This window comes from Burkholderia sp. NLJ2 (assembly GCF_049487195.1).
GTDB classification, from domain to species: Bacteria; Pseudomonadota; Gammaproteobacteria; order Burkholderiales; family Burkholderiaceae; genus Burkholderia; species Burkholderia pyrrocinia.
In genome coordinates this window covers 150,440-171,575 of the sequence record NZ_CP137808.1, presented here as the reverse complement: position 1 = coordinate 171,575, position 21,136 = coordinate 150,440, and the positions used below count along the sequence as shown (strand labels likewise).

Below are 21,136 nucleotides of genomic sequence, written 5' to 3'. Positions count from 1 at the left end.
CGTCCCGCTACCCAGGGAGACGGCAGCCCATGTCGCATTCCAAGGATCTCGAGCCGCGCGCCACCACCGGTGCGCGACTGCTCGTCGATGCGTTGCTCGCCAATCACGTCGAACGCGTGTTCTGCGTGCCGGGCGAGAGTTTCCTCGCCGTACTCGATGCGCTGGCGGACGACACCGCGCGCATCCAGACGGTCGTCTGCCGCCACGAGGCGGCCGCCGCGAACATGGCCGAGGCCGTCGGCAAGCTGACCGGCCGCCCCGGCATCGCGTTCGTCACGCGCGGGCCCGGCGCGACGCATGCGTCGATCGGCGTGCACACCGCGTTCCAGGATTCGACGCCGATGATCCTGTTCGTCGGCCAGTGCGCGCGCGAGCACCTCGACCGCGAAGCCTTCCAGGAAATCGACTACCGCCGGATGTTCGGCCAGATGGCGAAATGGGTCGCGCAGATCGACGATCCGCGCCGCATCCCCGAATACCTGAGCCACGCGTTCCACGTCGCGATGTCGGGCCGGCCGGGCCCGGTCGTGCTCGCGCTGCCGGAAGACGTGCTGTCCGAAGCGTGCGCGCCGCAGCCCGTCGTGCCGGCCGCGAAACGCGTCGCCGCCGCGCCGTCGGCCGCGCAGATCGACGAGCTGCGCGAGCGGCTCGCGCGCGCGGAACGGCCGTTCGCGATCGTCGGCGGCAGCGGCTGGACGCCCGACGCGTGCGCGAACCTGCGCACCTTCGTCGAACGCTGGCAACTGCCGGTCGCGTGCGCGTTCCGCTACCAGGACACGATCGACAACGCGCACCCGAACTACGCGGGCGACGTCGGGCTCGGGATCAATCCCGCGCTTGCGAAGCGCATCCGCGACGCCGACCTGCTGCTCGTGATCGGGCCGCGCCTCGGCGAAGCGACGACCGGCGGCTACACGCTGCTCGACATCCCGAAGACGCGCCAGACGCTGATCCACGTGCACCAGGGCGCGGACGAGCTTGGTCGCGTGTATGCGGCCGACCTGCCGATCGTGTCGGGGATGCCCGAGATCGCCGCGCCGCTCGCCGCGCTCGAACCGCCCGAGCGCCCCGCGTGGGCTGGCGCGGCCGCCGACGCGCATCGCGCGTACCGCGAATGGCACGCGCCGCTGCCGATGCCCGGCGACGTCCAGCTCGGCGACGTGATGGTGCAGTTGCGCGAGCGCCTGCCGCACGACGCGATCCTGACCAACGGCGCCGGCAACTATGCGATCTGGCTGCATCGCCACTTCGCGTACCGGCACTTCCGCTCGCAGCTCGCGCCGACGAGCGGCGCGATGGGCTACGGCATCCCGGCCGCGCTCGCCGCGAAATCGCTGTACCCGTCGCGAGCCGTCGTCGCGCTCGCCGGCGACGGCTGCTTCATGATGGCCGGCAACGAACTCGCGACCGCGATGCAGTACGGGCTGAACATCGTCGCGATCGTCGTCAACAACGGGCATTTCGGCACGATCCGCATGCATCAGGAGCGCAACTACCCGGGCCGCGTGCACGGCACGGGGCTCACGAATCCCGATTTCGCCGCGTATGCGCGCGCGTTCGGCGCGCATGGCGAGACGGTCGAGCGCACCGCCGATTTCGCCCCCGCGCTCGAGCGCGCGTTGACCTGCGGGTTGCCCGCGCTGATCGAAATCCGCATCCCGCAGGACGCCAGCACGCCGGCCGCGACGCTCGAACAGATCCGCGAGCAGGGCCGCCGCGCGCGCGGCGGATGACGATGGAAATGCGCACCGCGCCGCCCGGCGCCGCGCTGTCGCACGACGACGCGCTCGTGCTCCCCGGCACGCTGCTCGCGCCCGACGGCACGCTCGTCGCGCCGTACGACGTCGAACACGGCGATACCCGCGCCGTCGGCCACGTGCCGGCCGCGGCCGCGCTCGGCCTGCTGCACGCCGCGCACAGGCCGTTTCGGCTCGACTACGACGGTGTGCGGCATGTGCACGTGATCAACGGGATGGGCGTCACGCTCGGCGATTCGGTGATCGGGCTGACCGCGCTCGCCGCGCTGCGCGCCGCGCACGCGGGCCTGCGCTTCACGGTGTACCGGCCGGCCCGCGCGCCGCGCTATGTCGATGCGCTGTATGCGCTCGCGGCCGATATCGTCGCGCCGTCGCGCGCGCTGCCGTGCCCTGTCGACGCGCTGCCCGCGGACGCACCGTGCATCGACGTCGGCAATCACCTGTACTGGCCCGCGTTCGCGCGGTTGCCGATGATCGATTTCTTCCTCGACGCGCTCGGTGTCGACCCGGCCGCCGTGCCGGCCGCCGCGAAGCGCAACCGCTGGCTCGCGCGGCTGCCGCTGCCCGCGCTGCCGGCCGCATGGCAGCGGCCGTACGTGCTGTTCTGCCCGAGCGCGAGCACCGCGGTGCGCAGCGTGCCGCCCGCGCTGCGCGCGGCGTTCGTGGAGCAACTCGCGCAACGCTACGGGCTGCCGGTAGCCGGGTACGGGCCCGTCGCGCATCCGGCGTACACCGACGTGAGCGGCGACGCGACCGACACCGCGCGCTTCATCGCTTGGGTCAAGGGTGCAAGCCTGCTGTTCGCGCCGGACACGGCCGCGCTGCATCTCGCCGACGGCTTCGACGTGCCGACGCTCGCGTGTTTCACGACGATCGGGCCGGCGCTGCGGGTGCGCGACTATCCGCATTGCGTGCCGGTCGAACTCGACGTGCCGGCCGAATTGCGCGGGCTGCATCGCAGCGAGCGGCCGGACGATCTCGCGGCGGTCGAAGCCGCGTATCGCGCGATCGACTGGGATGCGCTCGCGTGGCCGGCGCCGCGCGAAGCGGCGGTGGCAACCGGATAAGGAAGCAAGCGCGCGGCAGCCAACCGGAAAACCGGCCGCGCCGCCGTCACCCCGCCGTGACCCTCACCGCGCGATCACGCAGCGTCTCCGACGGCCGCTTGCCGAACAGCCGCCGGTAATCGGTCGCGAACTGGCTGAGATGCCAGAAGCCCCACGCCTCCGCGACGTCCTGCACCGAGCCGGCCGCGCGGCCGCACAGATCGCGCCGCGCGCCGTTCAGCCGCAGCGTGCGCAGATAGGTCGCGGGCGCCATCCCGAGCACATCCTGGAAGCAGTACTGCAGCGTGCGCCGGCTCACGTGCAGCTGCTCGCACAGCTCGGGCACGCCGACCGGGCGCGTGCGGTGCGCGAGCACGTAGTCGCGCGCCTGTTCGACGATCCAGCGGCGCGACGACGGCGCACGGCCGGCGCCGTCGTCGCCCGGTTGCGCGCAGGCATCGAACAACGCCGCCAGCACCTCGGCCTGCAGGTCGTCGCGCTGCGCATCGGGCAGCGGGCCGGTCACGGCCACCGCGCCGTCGAGCCGGCGGCCGAGCAGCGCGCACAGGCGCGCGAGCCGCGCATCGCCGACCTGCATCACGCACTGCGCGAACACCCGCTCGTCGAGCGCGCAGCGCTCGACCTCCTCCGCGTAGCGACGCAGCACATCACCGCGCACGACGACGCCGTAGATCGAGAACTGCGCGGGCGTCAGCAATTCGAATTCGACATTGCCGGGCCGGAACGCAAGCGCGCCGGGCCCGATGCGGCATGCGTCGACACGCGCCGTGCCGTCGCACACGAGCGGAATGCCGAACCAGTACGCATCGCCGCGCACCTCGCATGCCTGGCGCAGCAGGTGGCTCGTCGATTCGCGAAACAGCTTCATCGTGTCGAGCGGCAGCTCGGTCAGCGTGCCGACGAAGCGGCCGGCCGCGAGCTGGTCGTAGGTCTGCCGCCAGCCGATCAGGTTGCGCGCCTGCTCGTCGGCGTCGTGCGCGACGCTGACGACGGCCTGCCCGGCCGGCGCGTCGTCGCCCTGCGCGTTGCGACGCGTGTCTTCGGCCGTCGGTTCTTCGATACTCGCCACGTGTTGGTCCATCGTGTTCTCCCTCACCTGCCCGGAACCGCGTCGGTCACGCAATTCCCGTGCCGAACCGCGCGGCCCGGCGAACAACCCGTCATTTCACGCTGTCCGGCCGATGTGCGCGATACGGGCGCACCCGAAGGCGGCGTGTCGCGCACGCCGCCGGTGCGATCCGCGCTGCGACCGCGCATATCTACCGCCGCCGGCTACCCGCCTACCCGACTACCCGCTACCCGGCCGGCTTCAGCCGCACGACCCGCGTGCCGCAGTTGCCATAGGCCTGCGCGACCGCCAGCTCGACGATCGCGCTGCCTGCCGGCCAGGGCGCCGCATCCGCTTCGGGCAAATCGGCACGCAGCGTCGCGCGGCCGTTGATCCGGTAGCGGATGCCGCGCACGAAATCGACGAACAGCAGCCCGACGCCGCTGCCGTCGCACGCTGCCGCATCGATCCGGCTGCCGTCGCCGTGTGCGGGCAACGCGAACCGCAGCGTCTTCGTGTCGATCACGCGGACGACGGGCAGCAGGTCGCCGTTCGCGTCGCGCAGGCTCTGCACGATGTCGCACGTCACGGATGCGCGTCCGCCGCATGCGGTGCCGACGAACATGAACGGCTGCGATTCGACGAACTGCCGCACGCCGATGCTTACGCGCGTCGTGACGACGTCGCTCATCCGCTCGGCTTCGTCGGCCACGCCGAAGCGGTGCTGCGCATCGAGTTCCCCCGCGTGGAATACGGGGTGGCGCGGAAAGGATCGGGGCGGTTCTGCCATGGCGGTTTTCGTTACACGCATCGGCGCACCGTGCTGCCGCGAACGCGCGGCTGACGGTATCGTTTCCGGCGCGGGTCGCGACGATGCGCGGCCAGCGCCGGGGGGCGGATGTCGAAGTCGAACATGGCGAAGTGCCGGGTGACCGGTAGTCGACGCATCGCAACCGCGTGTGCGCCGCTCGACGGTCGGGAAATCGTCACCCGGCCGTCGAACGTTGTGCGCAGCCCCGCGCATCACGCGTGTCATCGCCGAACACCGGCAACCGTACGGCCGGCGCTGCTTTGCCGACCGGCCGGCCCCGGCGCTCCGCCACTGCGTTGACGACCCGGTCAGAAGAACCCGAGCGCCTCGGCCTGGTAGCTGACCAGCAGGCACTTCGTCTGCTGATAGTTCGACAGCGCCATCTTGTGCGTCTCGCGGCCGATCCCCGACTGCTTGTAGCCGCCGAACGCCGCGTGCGCGGGGTACAGGTGGTAGCAGTTGGTCCACACGCGGCCGGCCTCGACCTCGCGGCCCATCCGGTACGCACGCGTGCCGTTGCGCGTCCACACGCCCGCGCCGAGCCCGTAGAACGTGTCGTTCGCGAGTTCGATCGCGTCCGCCTCGTCCTTGAACGTCATCACCGACGCGACCGGCCCGAAGATCTCTTCCTGGAACACGCGCATCTTGTTGTTGCCGAGCAGCATCGTCGGCTTCACGTAGTAGCCCGTGTCGAGGCCGGCGGCCGGCGCCGTGCGTTCGCCGCCCGTCAGGCATTGCGCGCCTTCGCCACGGCCGATGTCGATGTACGACAGGATCTTGTCGAGCTGCTGCTGCGACGCCTGCGCGCCGATCATCGTCTGCAGGTCGAGCGGGTGGCCGGACTTGATGCGCTCGACGCGCGCGACGGCCTTCTCGATGAAGCGTTCGTAGATCGATTCCTGGATCAGGATGCGCGACGGGCACGTGCACACTTCGCCCTGGTTCAGCGCGAACATCGCGAGCCCTTCGAGCGCCTTGTCGAGGAACGCGTCGTCCTGGTCGAGCACGTCGGCGAAGAAGATGTTCGGGCTCTTGCCGCCCAGTTCGACCGTCGACGGGATCAGGCTGTCGGCCGCCGCGCGCAGGATGTGCTTGCCGACAGGCGTCGAGCCCGTGAACGCGATCTTCGCGATCCGCTTGCTGGTCGCCAGTGCTTCGCCGGCTTCCTTGCCGAAGCCGTTGACGATGTTGATCGTGCCGGCCGGGAACAGGTCGCCGATCAGTTCCATCAGCACGAGCACCGACGCGGGCGTCTGCTCGGCCGGCTTCATCACGACGCAGCAGCCGGCCGCGAGCGCCGGCGCGAGCTTCCACGCGGCCATCAGCAGCGGGAAGTTCCACGGGATGATCTGGCCGACGACGCCGAGCGGCTCGTGGAAGTGGTACGCGACGGTGTTGTCGTCGATTTCGGAAATGCCGCCTTCCTGCGCGCGGATGCAGCCCGCGAAGTAGCGGAAGTGGTCGATCGCGAGCGGCAGGTCGGCCGCCATCGTCTCGCGCAGCGGCTTGCCGTTGTCGATCGTCTCGGCCACGGCCAGCAGCTTCAGGTTCTTTTCCATCCGGTCGGCGGCGGCGAGCAGCAGGTTCGCGCGCTCGGCCACGGACGTCTTGCCCCACTTGCGGCGCGCGGCATGCGCGGCGTCCAGCGCCAGCTCGATATCGTCGGCGCCCGAGCGCGGGATGCGGCAGAACGGCTGGCCATTGATCGGCGACACGTTCTCGAAATACTCGCCCTTCACCGGCGCCACCCACTTGCCGCCGATGTAGTTGTCGTACTGCTGACGGTACGGGTATTCGACGTCGAGGCCCAGTTGTTTCAGGTCAAACGGGTTCATACATGTCTCCTGTTCATCGTGCTTGTGTCAGTACAGCGCCGGTTGGATCGCGCTGCACCCGTTTACGCAACATGCGTGCCAAACGGACGGGAGCGGAACGAAAACACGACGACCACGGCCGGCCCGGGTGCGCACCGTGCCGTGTTCACGCATGCAGCACGGCGGGTGTGCCGATTCGGAACACCGCGATTGCGCAGCGGCTTGGCCGGTGTTCGGATTTTCCACAGTGGCTGTGCCGGACGGCACCGGCGTGCGGGGAGCGACGCGTGGCATGTCGCTTGCGTGCGAATCGCGCATCCACACGCAGCGGCATTCACGCCGACCGACACCATGAGCGACTCCGGCCCCCTGATCGACGATGCCGTCGCGTTCATCCGCGAGCAGGCGTTCCTGATCGTCGCGACCGCCGATGCGGCAGGCAACAGCGACTGCTCGTACCGCGGCCGCCAGCCGCGCGCCGACGGCTCGTTCGAGCCGCTCGTCGATGTCCCCGACCGCCGCACGCTCGTGCTGCCCGACTTCGCGGGCAACAACCTGTTCAACACGATCGGCAACCTGCTCGCGAATCCGGCCATCGCGCTGCTGTTCGTCGATTTCGTGAGCCAGACGACCTGGCTCGTGCAGGGCCGCGCGACGATCGACGAGGACGCGGGAAGCCGCGCGCATCTGTGGCCCGATGCGCGGCGCTATGTGGTGATCGAGGTGGAGCACGCGCAGGCGCGGGCGGATGCGGCGCTGCCGCCGCTCGTGCTGGCGTGATGTGACGCGTTTGGCGGATCGTCAGCATGCGGATGCGGTGGTGTAGCGTTGCACGGGCGCTCCGGCAGCCATCGCCAAAGTCCCATGCGCTACGACGCGACGCTCAACGCGCAGATGCGGTGATGCAGCGCGGCACGGGCACTCCGGCTGCCATCGCCAAAGCGCCCATGCGCGACGACACGACGCTCAACGCCCGTGCGTCTCCGCACAGACCGGTTCGATCCGGCTGCGCGTGGGCACGTCGGCTGGCGCATGCCCGTCCGCGTCGTCGCCCGCTTCAGCCGCCGGCCTCCCGCCGAGAAACACGAACACCACCCCCGCGCACAGCACCGTGACGACGGCCAGTCCGGTCAGCAACCGATCAAACGCGTGCGTATAGCTCGCAAGCAGCGCCGCATGACCGACGCCCGGCAACGCAGCAGCCGCGCCCGCGAGATCGCCGGTCGCGAGCCGCGCGGCCGCACGCAGTGTCGCGTCGGACGTGCCGGCGGCACCAGCCGCCTGCCGCAGCCCCGTCTGCGCGAGCGCGGCCAGCACCGCGCCGACGATCGCGAGCGCGATCCCCTCGCCGGCCACGCGCGTCGTGCTGAAGATCCCGGTCGCCATCCCCGCGCGCTCCTTCGGCACGACGCTCACCGACAACCCGTCCATCAGCCCCCACGGCATCCCGGCGCCGACGCCGATCGCAAGCATCGGCGCGATCGCCGCCGGCCCCGCGCCGCCGCGCAACGCGACGCCCAGCCACACGAGCCCGCCCGCCGCGACCACCAGCCCGAGCGCCGAGATCACGCCGGCCGACAGCCAGCGCGTGAGCGTCGCCGCGACGAACGGCACGACGAGCATCGGCGCGGAGATCGCGAGCATCAGCCAGCCGGCGTCGATCTCGCTGAAGCCGTCGATGCCGATGAAGCGCAGCGGCAGCACGACGAGCAGCACGATGTAGCAGCAGCAGGTCGACACCGGCAGCACCTGCACGCCGACGAAGCGCGCGATGCGGAACAGCGACAGGTCGAGCATCGGCCGCGCGACGCGCGTCTCGATCATCACGAACGCGCATGCGCCGAGCGCCGCGCCGGCCAGCAGCACGATCACGAGCGCGCTCGTCCAGCCGCGCGCGGGCGCCTCGATCACGCCGAACGTGAACAGCGTCAGCGCGGCGGTGAACGCGGCCGTGCCCGGCCAGTCGAGCCCCGTCGCGTGCGGGTCGCGCGACTCGCGCATGCGCGGCAGCCCGAACCCGAGCGACAGCACGCCGGCCACCGCGCTCGTGACGAAGATCGCGCGCCAGCCGTAATGCCCGATCAGGCCGCCGGCGAGCACGGGCCCGAACGCGAGCCCGATGCCGAAGGTCGTGCCGAGCAGGCTGAACGCACGCGTACGCGCCGCGCCGTCGAATTCCTGCGCGAGCGCGGCCGTGCCGCCCGCGAGCGCCGCGGCCGCCGCGAGCCCTTGCGCGGCGCGCAGCAGGTCGACCGCGAGCATCGACGGTGCGAACGCGAGTGCAACCGACATCAGCGTGAAACCGCCGACGCCGATCGCGAACAGCCGCTTGCGGCCGAACTGGTCGGCCAGCGCGCCGGCCGCCATCAGGCAACTGCCGAACGCGAGCATGAACGCGTTGGTGATCCAGTTCATCGCGACCGTGCCGCCGTGCAGGTCGCGGCCGATCGCCGGCGTCGCGACCGCGCCGCCGGAAAACGACAGCGGCAGCGCGACGGCGGCCATGCAGACGGCGGCCAGCACCCACGCGCGCCGCCGCGCCGAAACCGCCGATACGGCTGAAAACGGGTGATCCATCATCGCTCCTCGAAACGCCGGCGCGAATGCGCCGCCAGAGCGACAGAAGATAAATCCGATTCAATCCGCGAAAAACCACGCGAAGTTCCGTATATAACGGACTAAAATTCCGCAATTCACTCGGCTGCGCCCGTCGGCGCATGCATCTTGATTCGATGGAAAACCTGACCGGCATCGTCGCCTTCGTCCGCACCGCCGAAGCATTGAGCTTCGTCGCGGCCGGCCGCGCGCTCGGCATCTCGGCGTCGGCGGTCGGCAAGACGATCGCGAAACTCGAACAGTCGCTCGGCGTGCGCCTGTTCAACCGCACGACGCGGCGCGTCACGCTCACTGAAGAGGGGCGGCATTTCTACGAACGCTGCCAGCGGATCCTCGAGGATTTCCGCGATGCGGAAGCGACCGTGACGGCATCGGCGCAGCGCCCGCGCGGCAAGCTGCGCGTGAGCCTGCCGGTGATCGGCTACCGCTTCCTGCTGCCCGTGCTGCCCGAGTTCCGGCAGCGCTATCCGGACGTCGAGCTCGATCTCGATTTCAACGACCGGATGGTCGACGTCGTCGAAGGCGGCTTCGATGCGGTGATCCGCAGCGGCCCGCTGTCGGATTCGAGCCTGATGTCGCGGCGGCTCGGCCCGTTCGCGTTCGTGCTGTGCGCGACGTCCGCGTATCTCGCGCGGGCCGGCACGCCGCGCACGCCGCGCGATCTCGAAGCGCACGACTGCGTGCGCTACTGCTTTCCGACCACCGGCAGGCTGCAGGACTGGGCGCTCTCGGCCGACGACGGCACGCCGCTGAAGCTGCGCACCGCGATGACCTGCAACAACATGGAAGCGCTGCGCGGCACCGTGCTCGCGGGGCTCGGCATCGGCTACATGCCCGACTTCCTCGCGCGCGACGCGCTCGAACACGGCGCGCTCGTCACCGTGCTCGACGACTACCGGATCGCACCGGGGCAATTCTCGATCGTGTGGCCGTCGAGCCGGCAGTTGTCGCCGAAGCTGCGCGTGTTCGTCGATTTCCTGTGCGAGCGGCTGTTCAGGTAGCCGCCCCGCACGCAGTCGCACACCGCGCTGTCACGCCGCGCCGATCCGCTCCGCTTCAGCCGGCGGCAGCAGCGCATCGCTGTCGTCCTTCAGACCGACACCCGTCAGCCCGAGCCTGCGCGCATGCGTCATCAGGTAATGCAGCTTGTGCGCGGCGGCCGCGTGCGGCAGCCCTTCGGGCCGCACGTTCGAGATGCAGTTGCGCAACGCGTCGTGGCAGCCGACCTTCGGCGCCCACGTCAGGTACACGCCGAGGCTGTCCGGCGAGCTGAGCCCCGGCCGCTCGCCGATCAGCATCGCGACGACCTTCGCGCGCAGCAGCTCGCCGATCTCGTCGCCGAGCGCGACGCGCGCCTGCTTCGCGACCACCACCGGGCCGATCCGCCAGCCGTCCGCGTCGAGCCTCGGGCGCACGGCCTGCAGCAGCGGCAGCGCCTGCTTCGCGGCCGCGAATGCCGACAGCCCGTCGCCGACCACGAACACGACGTCGGGCGCCTCGTCGAGCGCCGCGCCGTAACCGGCGAGCAGCCCGCGGCTGTCGTCCGACAGCTTGCGGCCGAGATCGGGCCGGCGCAGATAGTGGTCGCGGTCCGGCGCCGCGCTCTGCACGCCGAGCGTCGGCAGCAGGCCGGCCGCCTCGATCTCGCGCCGCAGCGCGTCCGCATCGAGCGGCTGGTGCACGGCATCGCGCGCCTGCGCGTGCGACAGGTTGAAGGCCAGCAGCGGCGCGGTCGGCAGGCTGTTGCCCGCGCGGCCGAGCGCGATCCGCGCGTTCGTGAACGACTTCAGCTGGCCCCACGGATTCTTTTCGACGGCATCGCTCATGCTGACAACCCCATCCAGTCGTTCGCGCCGGCCAGAAGCGGCACGCGGGCCGACGCGGCGCGCAGCGCGCCGTGCGCATCGGCGATCTCCATCGTCTCCAGCCACTCCTCGAACTCCGGCGCGCGGCGCAGGCCGAGCACCTCGCGCACATAAAGCTGGTCGTGAAACGACGTGCTCTGGTAGTTCAGCATCACGTCGTCCGCACCCGGAATCCCCATGATGAAGTTGATGCCGGCCGCACCGAGCAGCGTCAGCAGCGTGTCCATGTCGTCCTGGTCGGCTTCCGCGTGGTTCGTGTAGCAGATGTCGCAGCCCATCGGCACGCCGAGCAGCTTGCCGCAGAAGTGATCCTCGAGCCCCGCGCGGATGATCTGCTTGCCGTCGTACAGGTATTCGGGCCCGATGAAACCGACCACCGTGTTCACGAGGAACGGCTCGAACTTGCGCGCGACCGCATACGCGCGCACTTCGCAGGTCTGCTGGTCGACGCCGTGATGCGCATTCGCCGACAACGCGCTGCCCTGGCCCGTCTCGAAGTACATGAGATTGTTGCCGACGGTGCCGCGCTTCAGCGACAACGCGGCCTCGCGCGCCTCGCCGAGCAGCGCGAGCGAGATCCCGAAGCTCGCGTTCGCCTTCTCGGTGCCCGCGATCGACTGGAACACGAGATCGACCGGCGCGCCCTTCTCGATCGCCGCGATCGTGTTGGTCACGTGCGTGAGCACGCACGACTGCGTCGGCACGCCGTAGCGTTCGCGGAACCCGTCGATCATCGCGAGCAGCTTCACGATCGCCGCGAGGCTGTCGGTCGCCGGGTTGATGCCGATCATCGCGTCGCCGCAGCCATACATCAGCCCGTCGAGCATCGACGCGGCGATCCCCTTCACGTCGTCGGTCGGGTGGTTCGGCTGCAACCGCACCGACATCCGGCCGGCCAGCCCGACCGTGTTGCGAAAGCGCGTGACCACGCGGCGCTTGCGCGCGGCCGCGATCAGGTCCTGGTTGCGCATCAGCTTCGACACGGCCGCGACCATCTCCGGCGTGAGGCCCGGTGCGATCCGTTCGAGCGCCGCGCCGTCGGCCGCGGGCGACAGCAGCCAGTTGCGGAAATCGCCGACGGTGAGATGCGAGATTTCCGCGAATGCGGCAGCGTCGTGATCGTCGACGATCAGGCGCGTGACCTCGTCGTCTTCGTACGGGATCACCGCTTCGTTCAGGAACGCCTTCAGCGGCACGCCCGCGAGCGCGATCTTCGCGGCGACGCGCTCCTCCTCGCTCGCCGCCGCGACGCCGGCGAGCTGGTCGCCGGAACGCAGCGGGCTCGCCTTCGCGAGCAGCGTCTTCAGGTCCGCGAAGCGGTACGTGCGCGGACCGATCGTCTCCGTATAGGACATCGTGCGAGTCTCCTTGCCAAAAGCCGACGGCGCGCCCGTTCGACGGGGCGCGCCGGATGCCGTCAGGAACGGCCGTTCACGTTCGCCCTGCTCATTCCTCCAGCAGCGCGTCGCCCGGCGCGCTCTCGCGCTGCGAACGGGTCGCGAGGAAGTACGCGTAGCCGATCGCGAGAAAGCCCAGGAACACCAGCGCGACCAGCCCGTTGAAGACCACCATCGTACCGAGACAGATCACCGCCGCAAGAATCGCGAATGCCGGGAAGATCGGGTACATCGGTGCGCGGAACGGCCGCGCCATGTTCGGCTGCGAGCGGCGCAGCTTGAACAGCGACGCCATGCTCACGATATACATCACGATCGCACCGAACACCGACATCGTCACGATGTTCGCGGTCAGCGTCTGCCCGCCGAACTGGATCAGCTCGTCGCTGTAGATCGCCGCGATGCCGACCACGCCGCCCGCGAGGATCGCGCGATGCGGGGTCTTGAAGCGCGGATGCACCTTACCGAGCCACTCCGGCAGGTAGCCTTCGCGGGCCAGCGCGAAGATCTGGCGCGAATAGCCGAGGATGATCCCGTGGAACGACGCGACGAGCCCGAACAGCCCCAGCCACACGAGCATGTGCATCCAGCCGCTGTTCGCGCCGACGATGTACTTCATCGCCTGCGGCAACGGATCGTTGATGTTCGCGAGCTTGGTCCAGTCGCCCGCGCCGCCGGCGAACACCATCACGCCGATCGCGAGTGCAACGAGGGTCAGGATCCCGGCCACGTAGGCGATCGGAATCGAGCGCTTCGGATTCTTCGCTTCCTCGGCGGCCATCGCGACGCCCTCGATCGCGAGGAAGAACCAGATCGCGAACGGGATCGCCGCGAACATGCCGTGGAATGCGCCGACGCTGAAATGATCGGCGCCCGACCAGCCGCCCTTCATGAAGTTGCTCCACGCGAAGCCCGGCGACACGACGCCCATGAACACCAGCAGCTCGAAGATCGCGAGCAGCGTGACGACGAGCTCGAACGTCGCGGCGATCTGCACGCCGACGATGTTCAGCGCCATGAACACGAGATACGCGCCCATCGCCGCGTGTTTCGGTTCGAGCCCCGGGAACTGCACGTGCAGGTACGCACCGATCGCGAGCGCGATCGCGGGCGGCGCGAACACGAACTCGACGAGCGTCGCCGCACCGGCGAGATAACCGCCGGTCGGGCCGAATGCGCGGCGTGCATACGCGAACGGGCCGCCCGCGTGCGGGATCGACGTCGTCAGTTCGGTGAAGCTGAAAATGAAGGTCGTGTACATCGCCGCGACGAACAGCGCGGTGACGACGAAGCCCAGCGTACCGGCGCTCGCCCAGCCGTAGCTCCAGCCGAAGTATTCGCCGGAAATCACGAGGCCGACTGCGATGCCCCACAGTTGCCAGGTCCCGAGCGTCTGCTGCAGCGCGGGCTGGCCGGACGACTTGGCGCCGGCGGCGGGCCGGCCATTCGACTCTGCTTTCATCGGACTCTCTCCTCAAAGGCGCCGGGGCCTGCCGGCCTGCGCGACTGAGAATCGATGCTAGAGAGTCATTAAACGACGTGTTATCGAAATTCGGCAAAGATCGCGGGTTACGTTTCGCTGACGGAAACGCCGGCCGCGATCATCGCAACCGCCGTCCGGCCGCACGAAGCGGCCGGATCGCCGCCGCTTACTGGCCGCCGCTGCGCTGGTTGAACCAGCGGTCGAGCAGCTTGCCGGCCGCCTCGCGGCCGCCGAGGCCGAACGACAGCGCGACGGCCACCGCGATCGCGCCGAGCACGAGGCCGAACGCGAGCTGGACGATCTCGTTCGCGATGCCCATCGCGCGCAGCCCCATCGCGAACACGAGGCCGAGGATCGCGAATTGCGCGATGCGCGCGAACAGCACACTGTGCTCGCGATCGGCCTGCTCGATCACGCGGCGCGCGAGGCCCGCGAGCCACACGCCGATCACGAGGATCACGCCGCCCATCAGCACGTGACCGCCGAATTCGATGAACAGCGTGACGACGTCGCGCACCTGCGAGAAGCCGAGCCGGTTCGCGGCTTCGACCGACGCGAACAGCATCGCGAAGAACACGATCAGCCGCGCCACCAGCACCGACGGCTGCAGGATCCCCGAGAACACGCGCTCGACCCCGAGCACGGCCGGCAGCCCGTCGGCGCCGGCGGCTTCCAGCAGCTTCTGCGCGAGCGACGCGACGAAGCGCGCGAAGTAGAACGTGACGAGCACGATCACGATCGCCGCGACGATGTCCGGCACCGCGCCGAGGAACTGGTTCAGCATGTTGGTCGCCGGGCCCGAGATCGCGTCGATCTTCAGCGCGTCGAGCGCGGAGATCAGCGTCGGCACGAACACGAACACGTAGACGATCGTGCCGATCAGGCTCGACACGCGCACGGGCGTCGGGCTGTCGAGACGCTGCGTGAGGCGGTCGGCGCCGGCGGCGACCAGCAGGTTCGTCACGAGGCCGCGCAGCACGCGCGCGACGACCCAGCCGACGAAGCCGATCACCGCGGCCGCGAACAGGTTCGGCACGATCGCGAGCAGCTTGTCGACCATCCCCTGCACCGGCGACAGCAGGCCCGACAGCGCGAACGACGCGAGGATCGCCGGCAGGAACATCAGGATCACGAGCCAGAACAGCACGTCGCCGAGATAGCCGCTCATCGGCTGCATGCCCGCGCCTTCGGACAGTTTGTCGTCGATCTTGCTGGCCTTCAGCGCGCGGTTCGCGAGGCTGCGCAGCAGCGACGCGATGAGCCACGCGATCAGCGTCAGCGCCGCGCCGCCGATCAGGTTCGGCAGATAGTTGACGATGTGCGTGACGAGCAGCGAGAACGGATTGGAGACTGCGTACAGGTTGAGCACGTTGAAGATGCCCACCGCGGTGACGAGCAGCACGAGCCAGAACAGGCCGCCGGCGATGATCCGCTCGACGTACGCGCCCTGGCCGGTGCTTTCGTTGATCCGCCGATCGACCTTCAGCGCACTGAGCAGGCGCAGCGCGCCGGCCCGCACCACCACCGCGATCAGCCAGCCGATCACCAGGATGCCGATCGCGCCGGCGATCTTTGGCAGATATCCGCCTAGCGTGGTCTGCAGCGACGTGATGAAGCTGGAAGCATCCATTTCTTGTTCTCCCGAAAAGCGTGGCGTTGCGATTGAACATCGACGAACTACCTGCGTACTCCGAAAAACATATGTTGCTGCTTGTGCAACTTACCCGAGAAAAATGACGCGTTCACCCGATTTCACCGTCTTTAACTTTAGTTGTTGATCGCAGGGGGGCAAGACCCCATTTCGGCAAAATAAAAAGGGCCCGATTTATCGGCCGCTACGCATTTCCGCAAGATTTATCCATTCGGCCCGTGCTACCGTGGCGTCGGTTCTTGCCCGGACACGTCGATGACTACCGAAACGAAAACCGACAAACCCGCATGGATCCGCTATGCGGCCAGCGTGGCACGCGTTCACGAGTACATCCGCGCGCACCTCGACGGCCCGCTCGACCTGAACCGGCTCGCCGAAGTCGCGTGCCTGTCGCCGTATCACTGGCAGCGCGTCTACCGTGCGCTGTACGGCGAGTCGATCGTGCTGACGGTGCGGCGGATGCGGATCGTTCGCGCGTCCGAGGATCTCGTGTGCACGGCGCGGCCGATCGACGAGATCGCGCGGCGCGCGGGCTACGGTTCGGCGCACGCGTTCGCCCGGGCGTTTCGCGACACATACGGCGTACCTCCCGCGCAGCACCGGCTTACGGGCGTTCACCGGCCCATCTACCCGCTACAGAGAGGAGAGGAAGACATGTTCAAGCATGAAGTCGAGATCCGGCGCCTGCCGGAACTGCGCGGCTACGCGGTGGCGCACACCGGCGCGTACATGAAGGTCGGCGACGCGTTCGCGCGGATCGGCGCGTGGGTCGGGCAACACGGGCTGATCGGCCCGGGTGCGAAGATGATCGGCATTTTCTACGACGATCCGGACACGACGCCGGAAGCGCAGTTGCGCGCGAAGGCCTGCTTCACGCCGGCCGACGGTGCGCCGGACGTCGAGCCCGTGCCGCCCGTCGAACGCGCGACGGTAGCGGGCGGCGAATACGCGGTGCTGCTGCATACGGGGCCGTATGCCGACCTGAAGACGGCCTACCAGTGGCTCTACGGCGACTGGTTGCGTCACTCGGGCCGCGAAGCCGCCGACGCGCCGCCGTTCGAGCTGTACCTCAACACGCCGATGGATGCGGCGCCGGCCGATCTGCGCACCGAGATTTACCTGCCGCTGCGCTGATCGAAGGGCCGGTGCGCCGGTGCGACGGCGTCGCAGTGCCGGCGCCAACCGCTTCCGGCCAGGCCGGCACCCGTCGCGGGCGCCATGACGTCGTTGGCCCGTTCCTACGCCGGCAACGGCCCGGCGATCATACCCGGCCGGCCTGCGTGCCGCACCCCGGACAAAAACGCGCGTCGGCGGGCAGCGCCGCGCGGCAGCGGCTGCAGGCCTTGGCGCGCTGCGACACGCCGCACTGCGCACAGAAACGCGCATCCGCCGCGTTGAGCGCGCCGCAGCCCGCGCAGGCGAGCTGGCTCAGTGGCACGTTGCCGCCTTGGCCACCATCAGCATCGGCCGGCGCCTGCCAGCCCCAGCCATAGCGATCGCGGCCGCGCGCATCGTGGCCGCCATGCCCTTCACGCTTCTGCCCGCCATGATGCCCGCCACCGTGACCGCTATTGCCATGCCCGCTGCCGTGCCCGCTGCCATGGCCACCACCGTGCCCACCCAGGATCCGTTTCAGGAAACTCATCGCACGCTCCTCAACGCGCGGCCTGCGCGCCGCCGAACGCCCCGGAGGACGACAGCAGCCGCAAACCGTTGGCGACGACGATCAGGCTCGCGCCCGCGTCCGCGAATACCGCCATCCACATCGTGCCGAGCCCCGCGACCGTGAGGCCGAGGAAGACGATCTTCACGCCCAGCGCGAAGCCGATGTTCTGCACCAGCACGCGGTGCGTCGCGCGCGACAGTCGCACGAACGCGGGAATCTTGCGCAGGTCGTCGTCCATCAGCGCGACGTCGGCCGTCTCGATCGCCGTGTCGGTACCCATCGCGCCCATCGCGAAGCCGATGTCGGCGCGCGCGAGCGCCGGGGCGTCGTTGATCCCGTCGCCGACCATCCCGACCGCGCCCGCGCCGCCCGCCGACAGTTCCTCGACCGCCGCGAGCTTGTCTTCGGGCAACTGGTTGCCGCGCGCGTCGTCGATGCCGGCCTGCTGCGCGATGGCTTGCGCGGTGTGCGGGTTGTCGCCCGTCAGCATCGCGGTGCGGATGCCGAGCGCATGCAGATCGGCGATCGCGTCGCGGCTCGTGTCCTTGATCGTGTCGGCCACCGCGAAGATGCCGAGCACGCGCGCGTCGTCGATCAGCACCACGACGCTCTTGCCCTGCCGCTCGAGCGCATCGAGCTTCGTTTCGAGGGCCGGCGAGCAGCGCTCGAGCTCCTCGACGAGCCGGTGGTTGCCGAGCCAGTAGCGCGCGCCGTCGATCGTGCCGCGCACACCGCGCCCGACCAGCGCTTCGAAGTCCTGCACATCGGCGAACGCGGCCGTTCCGGCGTCGCGCGCCGCGGCCGCGATCGCCTGCGACACCGGGTGATCCGAGCGCGCGGCAAGGCTCGCGCCGAGGTGCCGGATACGCTCGGCATCGACGTCGGTCGCATCCGCGTCGAAGTCGGTCTGCACCGGCTTGCCGTGCGTGATCGTGCCGGTCTTGTCGAGCGCGAGCCACGCGAGCTTGCGCCCTTCTTCCAGATAGACGCCGCCCTTCACGAGAATCCCGCGCCGCGCGGCGGCCGCGAGCCCCGACACGATCGTCACCGGCGTCGAGATCACCAGTGCGCACGGGCACGCGATCACGAGCAGCACCAGCGCGCGGTAGATCCAGTCGTGCCACGCGCCGCCCATCGCGAGCGGCGGCACCACGGCGACCAGCAGCGCGACCGCGAACACGATCGGCGTATAGACGCGCGCGAACTGGTCGACGAAGCGCTGCGTCGGCGCCTTCGCGCCCTGCGCCTCCTCGACCGCGTGGATGATCCGCGCGAGCGTCGAGTTGGCCGCGACGGCCGTCACGCGGTATTCGAACGAACCCGCTTCGTTGATCGTGCCCGCGTACACGGCATCGCCGGCCGTCTTTTCGACAGGCAGGCTCTCGCCGGTGATCGGCGCCTGGTTGACCGTCGAACGGCCCGCGACGACTTCGCCGTCCAGCCCGATCCGCTCGCCCGGCTTCACGCGCACGACCGCGCCGAGCGCGACCTGCGCGGCCTCGATCGTGCGCCACGAACCGTCGGCGTCCTGCACGGTCGCGGTGTCCGGCGCGAGCTGCATCAGGCCCTGGATCGCATTGCGCGCGCGGTCGAGCGACTTCGCCTCGATCAGCTCGGCGATCGTGAACAGCACCATCACCATCGCGGCTTCCGGCCACTGGCCGATCGCCATCGCGCCCGTCACCGCGATGCTCATCAGCGCGTTGATGTTCAGGTTGCCGTTGCGAATCGCGATCCAGCCCTTCTTGTACGTGGTGAGCCCGCACGCGAGCACCGCGGCGAGCGCGAGCGCCGCCGACAGCCACACGGGCAGGCCGGCCCAGGTTGCCCCCTCGGACGCGATCGCGGCGACGCCCGCCAGCGCCAGCGGCCACCACGGCTTCGCGGGCGCGTCGGCGACGCGCGCCGCCGGTGCGCCGGCCGATGCGGCCTCGGGCGTCATCCCGAGCGTGCGGATCGCGCTTTCGATCGCCGGCTGGGCGCCTGCTACGTGCTCGACGGTCAGCATCCGCTGCATCAGGTTGAATTCGAGCGCCGACACCTCGCTCATCCCGCCGAGCTTCTTGCGGATCAGCGTTTCCTCGGTCGGGCAGTCCATCTGCATGATCCGGAACGCGGAGCGCACGTGGCCCGAGGCGGTCGCCTGCGCGACCGGCAGCGGCGCAAGCGTCAGCGCGGCCGGCGCGCAGCAGTCGCCGGCGGTGTGGTCGTGGTCGTGGTCGTGGTCGTGGTCGTGGTCGTGGTCGTGGTCGTGACCGGCATGGTCGTGCGCGGCGTGGTCGTGCGAGCACGCCGCGCCGTGCCGATGCTCATCGCCGTGCGCATGATCGTGATCGTGGCCCGCATCGCCGCGCGCAGCATCGTCGTGCGAGCACGCCGCGCCGTGCCGATGCTCATCGCCGTGCGCATGATCGTGGTCTTGGCCCGCATCGCCGCGCGCAGCATCGTCGTGCGAGCACGCCGCGCCGTGCCGATGCTCATCGCCGTGCGCACGATCGTGGTCGTGGCCGGCATCGCCGCGCGCAGCATCGTCGTGCGAACACCGGGCACCGTGCCGATGTGCGTCGTCGTGTGCATGTTCGTGATCGTGCCCCTCACCGCCGCCGTGGTCGTGATCATGGTCGTGGCCGCGCGATGCGGCGTCGCCGTGCGCGTGCTCGCCGGCCGCCGGCGCCGCGTCGGCAACGGTCGCCGCATGCGTGTCGCGCGCGTCGGCGCAGCACGTATCGGCGCCGCCGGCATGACGGTGTCGTGGGTCGTGGGTACGCTGGGCGTCGGTCATGACAACCTCCTTTATGGCTTGACGGTGTAGAGTTAACACCCTGAAGCCACTACAAGGTCAACCCTTGCACGGGAGAAAGGCATGAAGATTGGCGAACTGGCCAAAGCGGCCCGCTGCACCCCCGAGACGATCCGTTTCTACGAGAAAGAGGGGCTGATGCCGGACGCGGAGCGCACCGACTCGAACTACCGCAACTACACCGACGTGCACGTCGAACGGCTGCGCTTCATCCGCAACTGCCGCGCGCTCGACATGGCGCACGACGAGATCCGCGCGCTGCTGCAGCTCACCGACACGCCGGCCGACCGCTGCGATTCGATCAATTCGCTGCTCGACGATCACATCGGACACGTCGACGCGCGCCTCGCGGAACTCACGCATCTGCGCGACCAGCTCACCGAATTGCGCCGCCAATGCGTCGGCGAGCATTCGGTCGAGGATTGCGGAATCGTGCACGGTCTCGCGACGATGGAAACCGTCGCGCCGGCCGCGAAGCGCTCGCACCTCGGCTGAAACCCTTGTGAAATAAGATAGTCTGGTTGAGAATAGTTATATTCTTACTAGATATGTCATAACTATTCATGTCAACGAGCCGCCCATCCCCGCTCGCACTGGCCGTCCTCGCGACGCTCACCGAAACACCGATGCATCCGTACGGGATGCTGCAGCAACTGAAGGCCCGCGGGTACGACGAAGTCGTCAACGTGCGGCAGCGCACGAGCCTCTACCAGACGATCGACCGGCTGCTGCGCGACGGGCTGATCGCCGTGCACGACACCGAGCGCGACGGCGCCTTTCCGGAGCGCACGCTGTATGCGCTGACCGAGGCCGGGCACACGGCGGGCCAGGCGTGGCTGCATACGCTGCTCGCGGAGCCCGCGCGTGAATTTCCGGTGTTCGGCGCCGGCCTCGCGTTCCTGCCGCTGCTCGATGCCGACGATGCGCGGCACCAGCTCGAACTCCGGATTGCCCGCCTCGATGCCGAGCGCGAGCGCCTGGAAGCGCTGCGCAATGCCGCGCAGGCCGACCAGGTGCCGCGCCTGTTTCTGCTGCAAAACGAACATGCGCTCGTGCTGCTCAATGCGGAGCTCGACTGGGCGCGCAGCGTCGTCGAACACCTGAAGATCGGCGCGCTGCGCTGGGTGGACGGCTGACAGGCAACGAAGGCCGATTCCCGCC

The 21,136-nt window shown here is 69.5% G+C and carries 17 protein-coding genes; 7 read left to right on the top strand and 10 right to left on the bottom strand.

Annotation, left to right across the window (positions count from 1 at the left end):
- Window positions 1–29 precede the first annotated feature (29 nt).
- Window positions 30–1,733: a thiamine pyrophosphate-binding protein gene (locus R9B84_RS00715; protein WP_423758885.1), complete on the top strand. Its 1,704-nt coding sequence runs from the start codon at window positions 30–32 to the stop codon at window positions 1,731–1,733.
- A complete protein-coding gene (locus R9B84_RS00710; protein ID WP_423758884.1) occupies window positions 1,730–2,824 on the top strand; it encodes an ADP-heptose--LPS heptosyltransferase in 1,095 nt (364 codons plus the stop codon). The genes R9B84_RS00715 and R9B84_RS00710 overlap by 4 nt, the downstream gene beginning before the upstream one ends.
- 46 nt (window positions 2,825–2,870) lie before the next feature.
- On the opposite strand, the gene R9B84_RS00705 is transcribed toward R9B84_RS00710, so the two are convergent.
- The 3 genes from R9B84_RS00705 to R9B84_RS00695 form a co-directional block, all read right to left on the bottom strand.
- Window positions 2,871–3,905 (bottom strand): helix-turn-helix domain-containing protein, encoded by a 1,035-nt coding sequence (locus R9B84_RS00705; RefSeq protein WP_423758883.1) that lies wholly within the window; start codon window positions 3,903–3,905, stop codon window positions 2,871–2,873.
- A 214-nt stretch (window positions 3,906–4,119) separates the two neighbouring features.
- Window positions 4,120–4,662, bottom strand: a complete 543-nt coding sequence (locus R9B84_RS00700; protein ID WP_423758882.1) for a hypothetical protein — start codon at window positions 4,660–4,662, stop codon at window positions 4,120–4,122.
- Between the two features lie 329 nt (window positions 4,663–4,991).
- The gene (locus tag R9B84_RS00695; protein WP_423758881.1) at window positions 4,992–6,518 is read right to left on the bottom strand and encodes an aldehyde dehydrogenase family protein; all 1,527 of its coding nucleotides are present in this window, start codon (window positions 6,516–6,518) and stop codon (window positions 4,992–4,994) included.
- A gap of 330 nt (window positions 6,519–6,848) precedes the next feature.
- Between R9B84_RS00695 and R9B84_RS00690 the strand changes: the two genes are divergently transcribed.
- The gene (locus R9B84_RS00690) at window positions 6,849–7,277 is read left to right on the top strand and encodes a pyridoxamine 5'-phosphate oxidase family protein (RefSeq protein WP_423758880.1); all 429 of its coding nucleotides are present in this window, start codon (window positions 6,849–6,851) and stop codon (window positions 7,275–7,277) included.
- A gap of 186 nt (window positions 7,278–7,463) precedes the next feature.
- On the opposite strand, the gene R9B84_RS00685 is transcribed toward R9B84_RS00690, so the two are convergent.
- Entirely contained in the window at window positions 7,464–9,074 is a 1,611-nt protein-coding gene (locus R9B84_RS00685) for an MFS transporter (protein ID WP_423758879.1), read from the bottom strand.
- Between the two features lie 155 nt (window positions 9,075–9,229).
- Here R9B84_RS00685 and R9B84_RS00680 point away from each other — a divergent pair, with 155 nt between their 5' ends.
- Window positions 9,230–10,114, top strand: coding sequence for a LysR family transcriptional regulator (locus R9B84_RS00680; protein ID WP_423758878.1), 885 nt, complete (start codon window positions 9,230–9,232; stop codon window positions 10,112–10,114).
- A 30-nt stretch (window positions 10,115–10,144) separates the two neighbouring features.
- Here the strand turns inward: R9B84_RS00680 and eutC are convergent, their stop codons facing one another.
- From eutC to R9B84_RS00660, 4 genes are all read right to left on the bottom strand, one after another.
- Complete coding sequence (eutC, locus tag R9B84_RS00675) at window positions 10,145–10,939, bottom strand: ethanolamine ammonia-lyase subunit EutC (RefSeq protein ID WP_423758877.1); 795 nt, start codon at window positions 10,937–10,939, stop codon at window positions 10,145–10,147.
- A complete protein-coding gene (locus tag R9B84_RS00670) occupies window positions 10,936–12,333 on the bottom strand; it encodes an ethanolamine ammonia-lyase subunit EutB (RefSeq protein WP_034183858.1) in 1,398 nt (465 codons plus the stop codon). The genes eutC and R9B84_RS00670 overlap by 4 nt, the downstream gene beginning before the upstream one ends.
- Before the next feature lie 91 nt (window positions 12,334–12,424).
- Complete coding sequence (gene eat / locus R9B84_RS00665) at window positions 12,425–13,837, bottom strand: ethanolamine permease (protein WP_423758876.1); 1,413 nt, start codon at window positions 13,835–13,837, stop codon at window positions 12,425–12,427.
- A 187-nt stretch (window positions 13,838–14,024) separates the two neighbouring features.
- The gene (locus R9B84_RS00660) at window positions 14,025–15,488 is read right to left on the bottom strand and encodes a mechanosensitive ion channel (protein ID WP_423758875.1); all 1,464 of its coding nucleotides are present in this window, start codon (window positions 15,486–15,488) and stop codon (window positions 14,025–14,027) included.
- Between the two features lie 276 nt (window positions 15,489–15,764).
- Between R9B84_RS00660 and R9B84_RS00655 the strand changes: the two genes are divergently transcribed.
- On the top strand, window positions 15,765–16,643 hold the full coding sequence (locus R9B84_RS00655) for an AraC family transcriptional regulator (protein ID WP_423758874.1): 879 nt from the start codon (window positions 15,765–15,767) through the stop codon (window positions 16,641–16,643).
- A 127-nt stretch (window positions 16,644–16,770) separates the two neighbouring features.
- On the opposite strand, the gene R9B84_RS00650 is transcribed toward R9B84_RS00655, so the two are convergent.
- Window positions 16,771–17,154: a zinc ribbon domain-containing protein gene (locus R9B84_RS00650; protein WP_423758873.1), complete on the bottom strand. Its 384-nt coding sequence runs from the start codon at window positions 17,152–17,154 to the stop codon at window positions 16,771–16,773.
- Window positions 17,155–17,164: 10 nt separating this feature from the next.
- A complete protein-coding gene (locus R9B84_RS00645; protein WP_423758872.1) occupies window positions 17,165–19,957 on the bottom strand; it encodes a heavy metal translocating P-type ATPase in 2,793 nt (930 codons plus the stop codon).
- A gap of 81 nt (window positions 19,958–20,038) precedes the next feature.
- Here R9B84_RS00645 and cadR point away from each other — a divergent pair, with 81 nt between their 5' ends.
- Window positions 20,039–20,470, top strand: a complete 432-nt coding sequence (cadR, locus tag R9B84_RS00640; protein WP_011546785.1) for a Cd(II)/Pb(II)-responsive transcriptional regulator — start codon at window positions 20,039–20,041, stop codon at window positions 20,468–20,470.
- 68 nt (window positions 20,471–20,538) lie between these two features.
- A complete protein-coding gene (locus R9B84_RS00635) occupies window positions 20,539–21,111 on the top strand; it encodes a PadR family transcriptional regulator (protein ID WP_423758871.1) in 573 nt (190 codons plus the stop codon).
- The last annotated feature ends 25 nt before the right edge of the window (window positions 21,112–21,136 follow it).

Coding starts and splice junctions, on each gene's coding strand:
- R9B84_RS00715 (WP_423758885.1), top strand. CDS start 30: ATGTCGCATTCCAAGGATCTCGAGCCGCGCGCCACCACCGGTGCGCGA.
- R9B84_RS00710 (WP_423758884.1), top strand. CDS start 1,730: ATGACGATGGAAATGCGCACCGCGCCGCCCGGCGCCGCGCTGTCGCAC.
- R9B84_RS00705 (WP_423758883.1), bottom strand. CDS start 3,905: ATGGACCAACACGTGGCGAGTATCGAAGAACCGACGGCCGAAGACACG.
- R9B84_RS00700 (WP_423758882.1), bottom strand. CDS start 4,662: ATGGCAGAACCGCCCCGATCCTTTCCGCGCCACCCCGTATTCCACGCG.
- R9B84_RS00695 (WP_423758881.1), bottom strand. CDS start 6,518: ATGAACCCGTTTGACCTGAAACAACTGGGCCTCGACGTCGAATACCCG.
- R9B84_RS00690 (WP_423758880.1), top strand. CDS start 6,849: ATGAGCGACTCCGGCCCCCTGATCGACGATGCCGTCGCGTTCATCCGC.
- R9B84_RS00685 (WP_423758879.1), bottom strand. CDS start 9,074: ATGGATCACCCGTTTTCAGCCGTATCGGCGGTTTCGGCGCGGCGGCGC.
- R9B84_RS00680 (WP_423758878.1), top strand. CDS start 9,230: ATGGAAAACCTGACCGGCATCGTCGCCTTCGTCCGCACCGCCGAAGCA.
- eutC (WP_423758877.1), bottom strand. CDS start 10,939: ATGAGCGATGCCGTCGAAAAGAATCCGTGGGGCCAGCTGAAGTCGTTC.
- R9B84_RS00670 (WP_034183858.1), bottom strand. CDS start 12,333: ATGTCCTATACGGAGACGATCGGTCCGCGCACGTACCGCTTCGCGGAC.
- eat (WP_423758876.1), bottom strand. CDS start 13,837: ATGAAAGCAGAGTCGAATGGCCGGCCCGCCGCCGGCGCCAAGTCGTCC.
- R9B84_RS00660 (WP_423758875.1), bottom strand. CDS start 15,488: ATGGATGCTTCCAGCTTCATCACGTCGCTGCAGACCACGCTAGGCGGA.
- R9B84_RS00655 (WP_423758874.1), top strand. CDS start 15,765: ATGACTACCGAAACGAAAACCGACAAACCCGCATGGATCCGCTATGCG.
- R9B84_RS00650 (WP_423758873.1), bottom strand. CDS start 17,154: ATGAGTTTCCTGAAACGGATCCTGGGTGGGCACGGTGGTGGCCATGGC.
- R9B84_RS00645 (WP_423758872.1), bottom strand. CDS start 19,957: ATGACCGACGCCCAGCGTACCCACGACCCACGACACCGTCATGCCGGC.
- cadR (WP_011546785.1), top strand. CDS start 20,039: ATGAAGATTGGCGAACTGGCCAAAGCGGCCCGCTGCACCCCCGAGACG.
- R9B84_RS00635 (WP_423758871.1), top strand. CDS start 20,539: ATGTCAACGAGCCGCCCATCCCCGCTCGCACTGGCCGTCCTCGCGACG.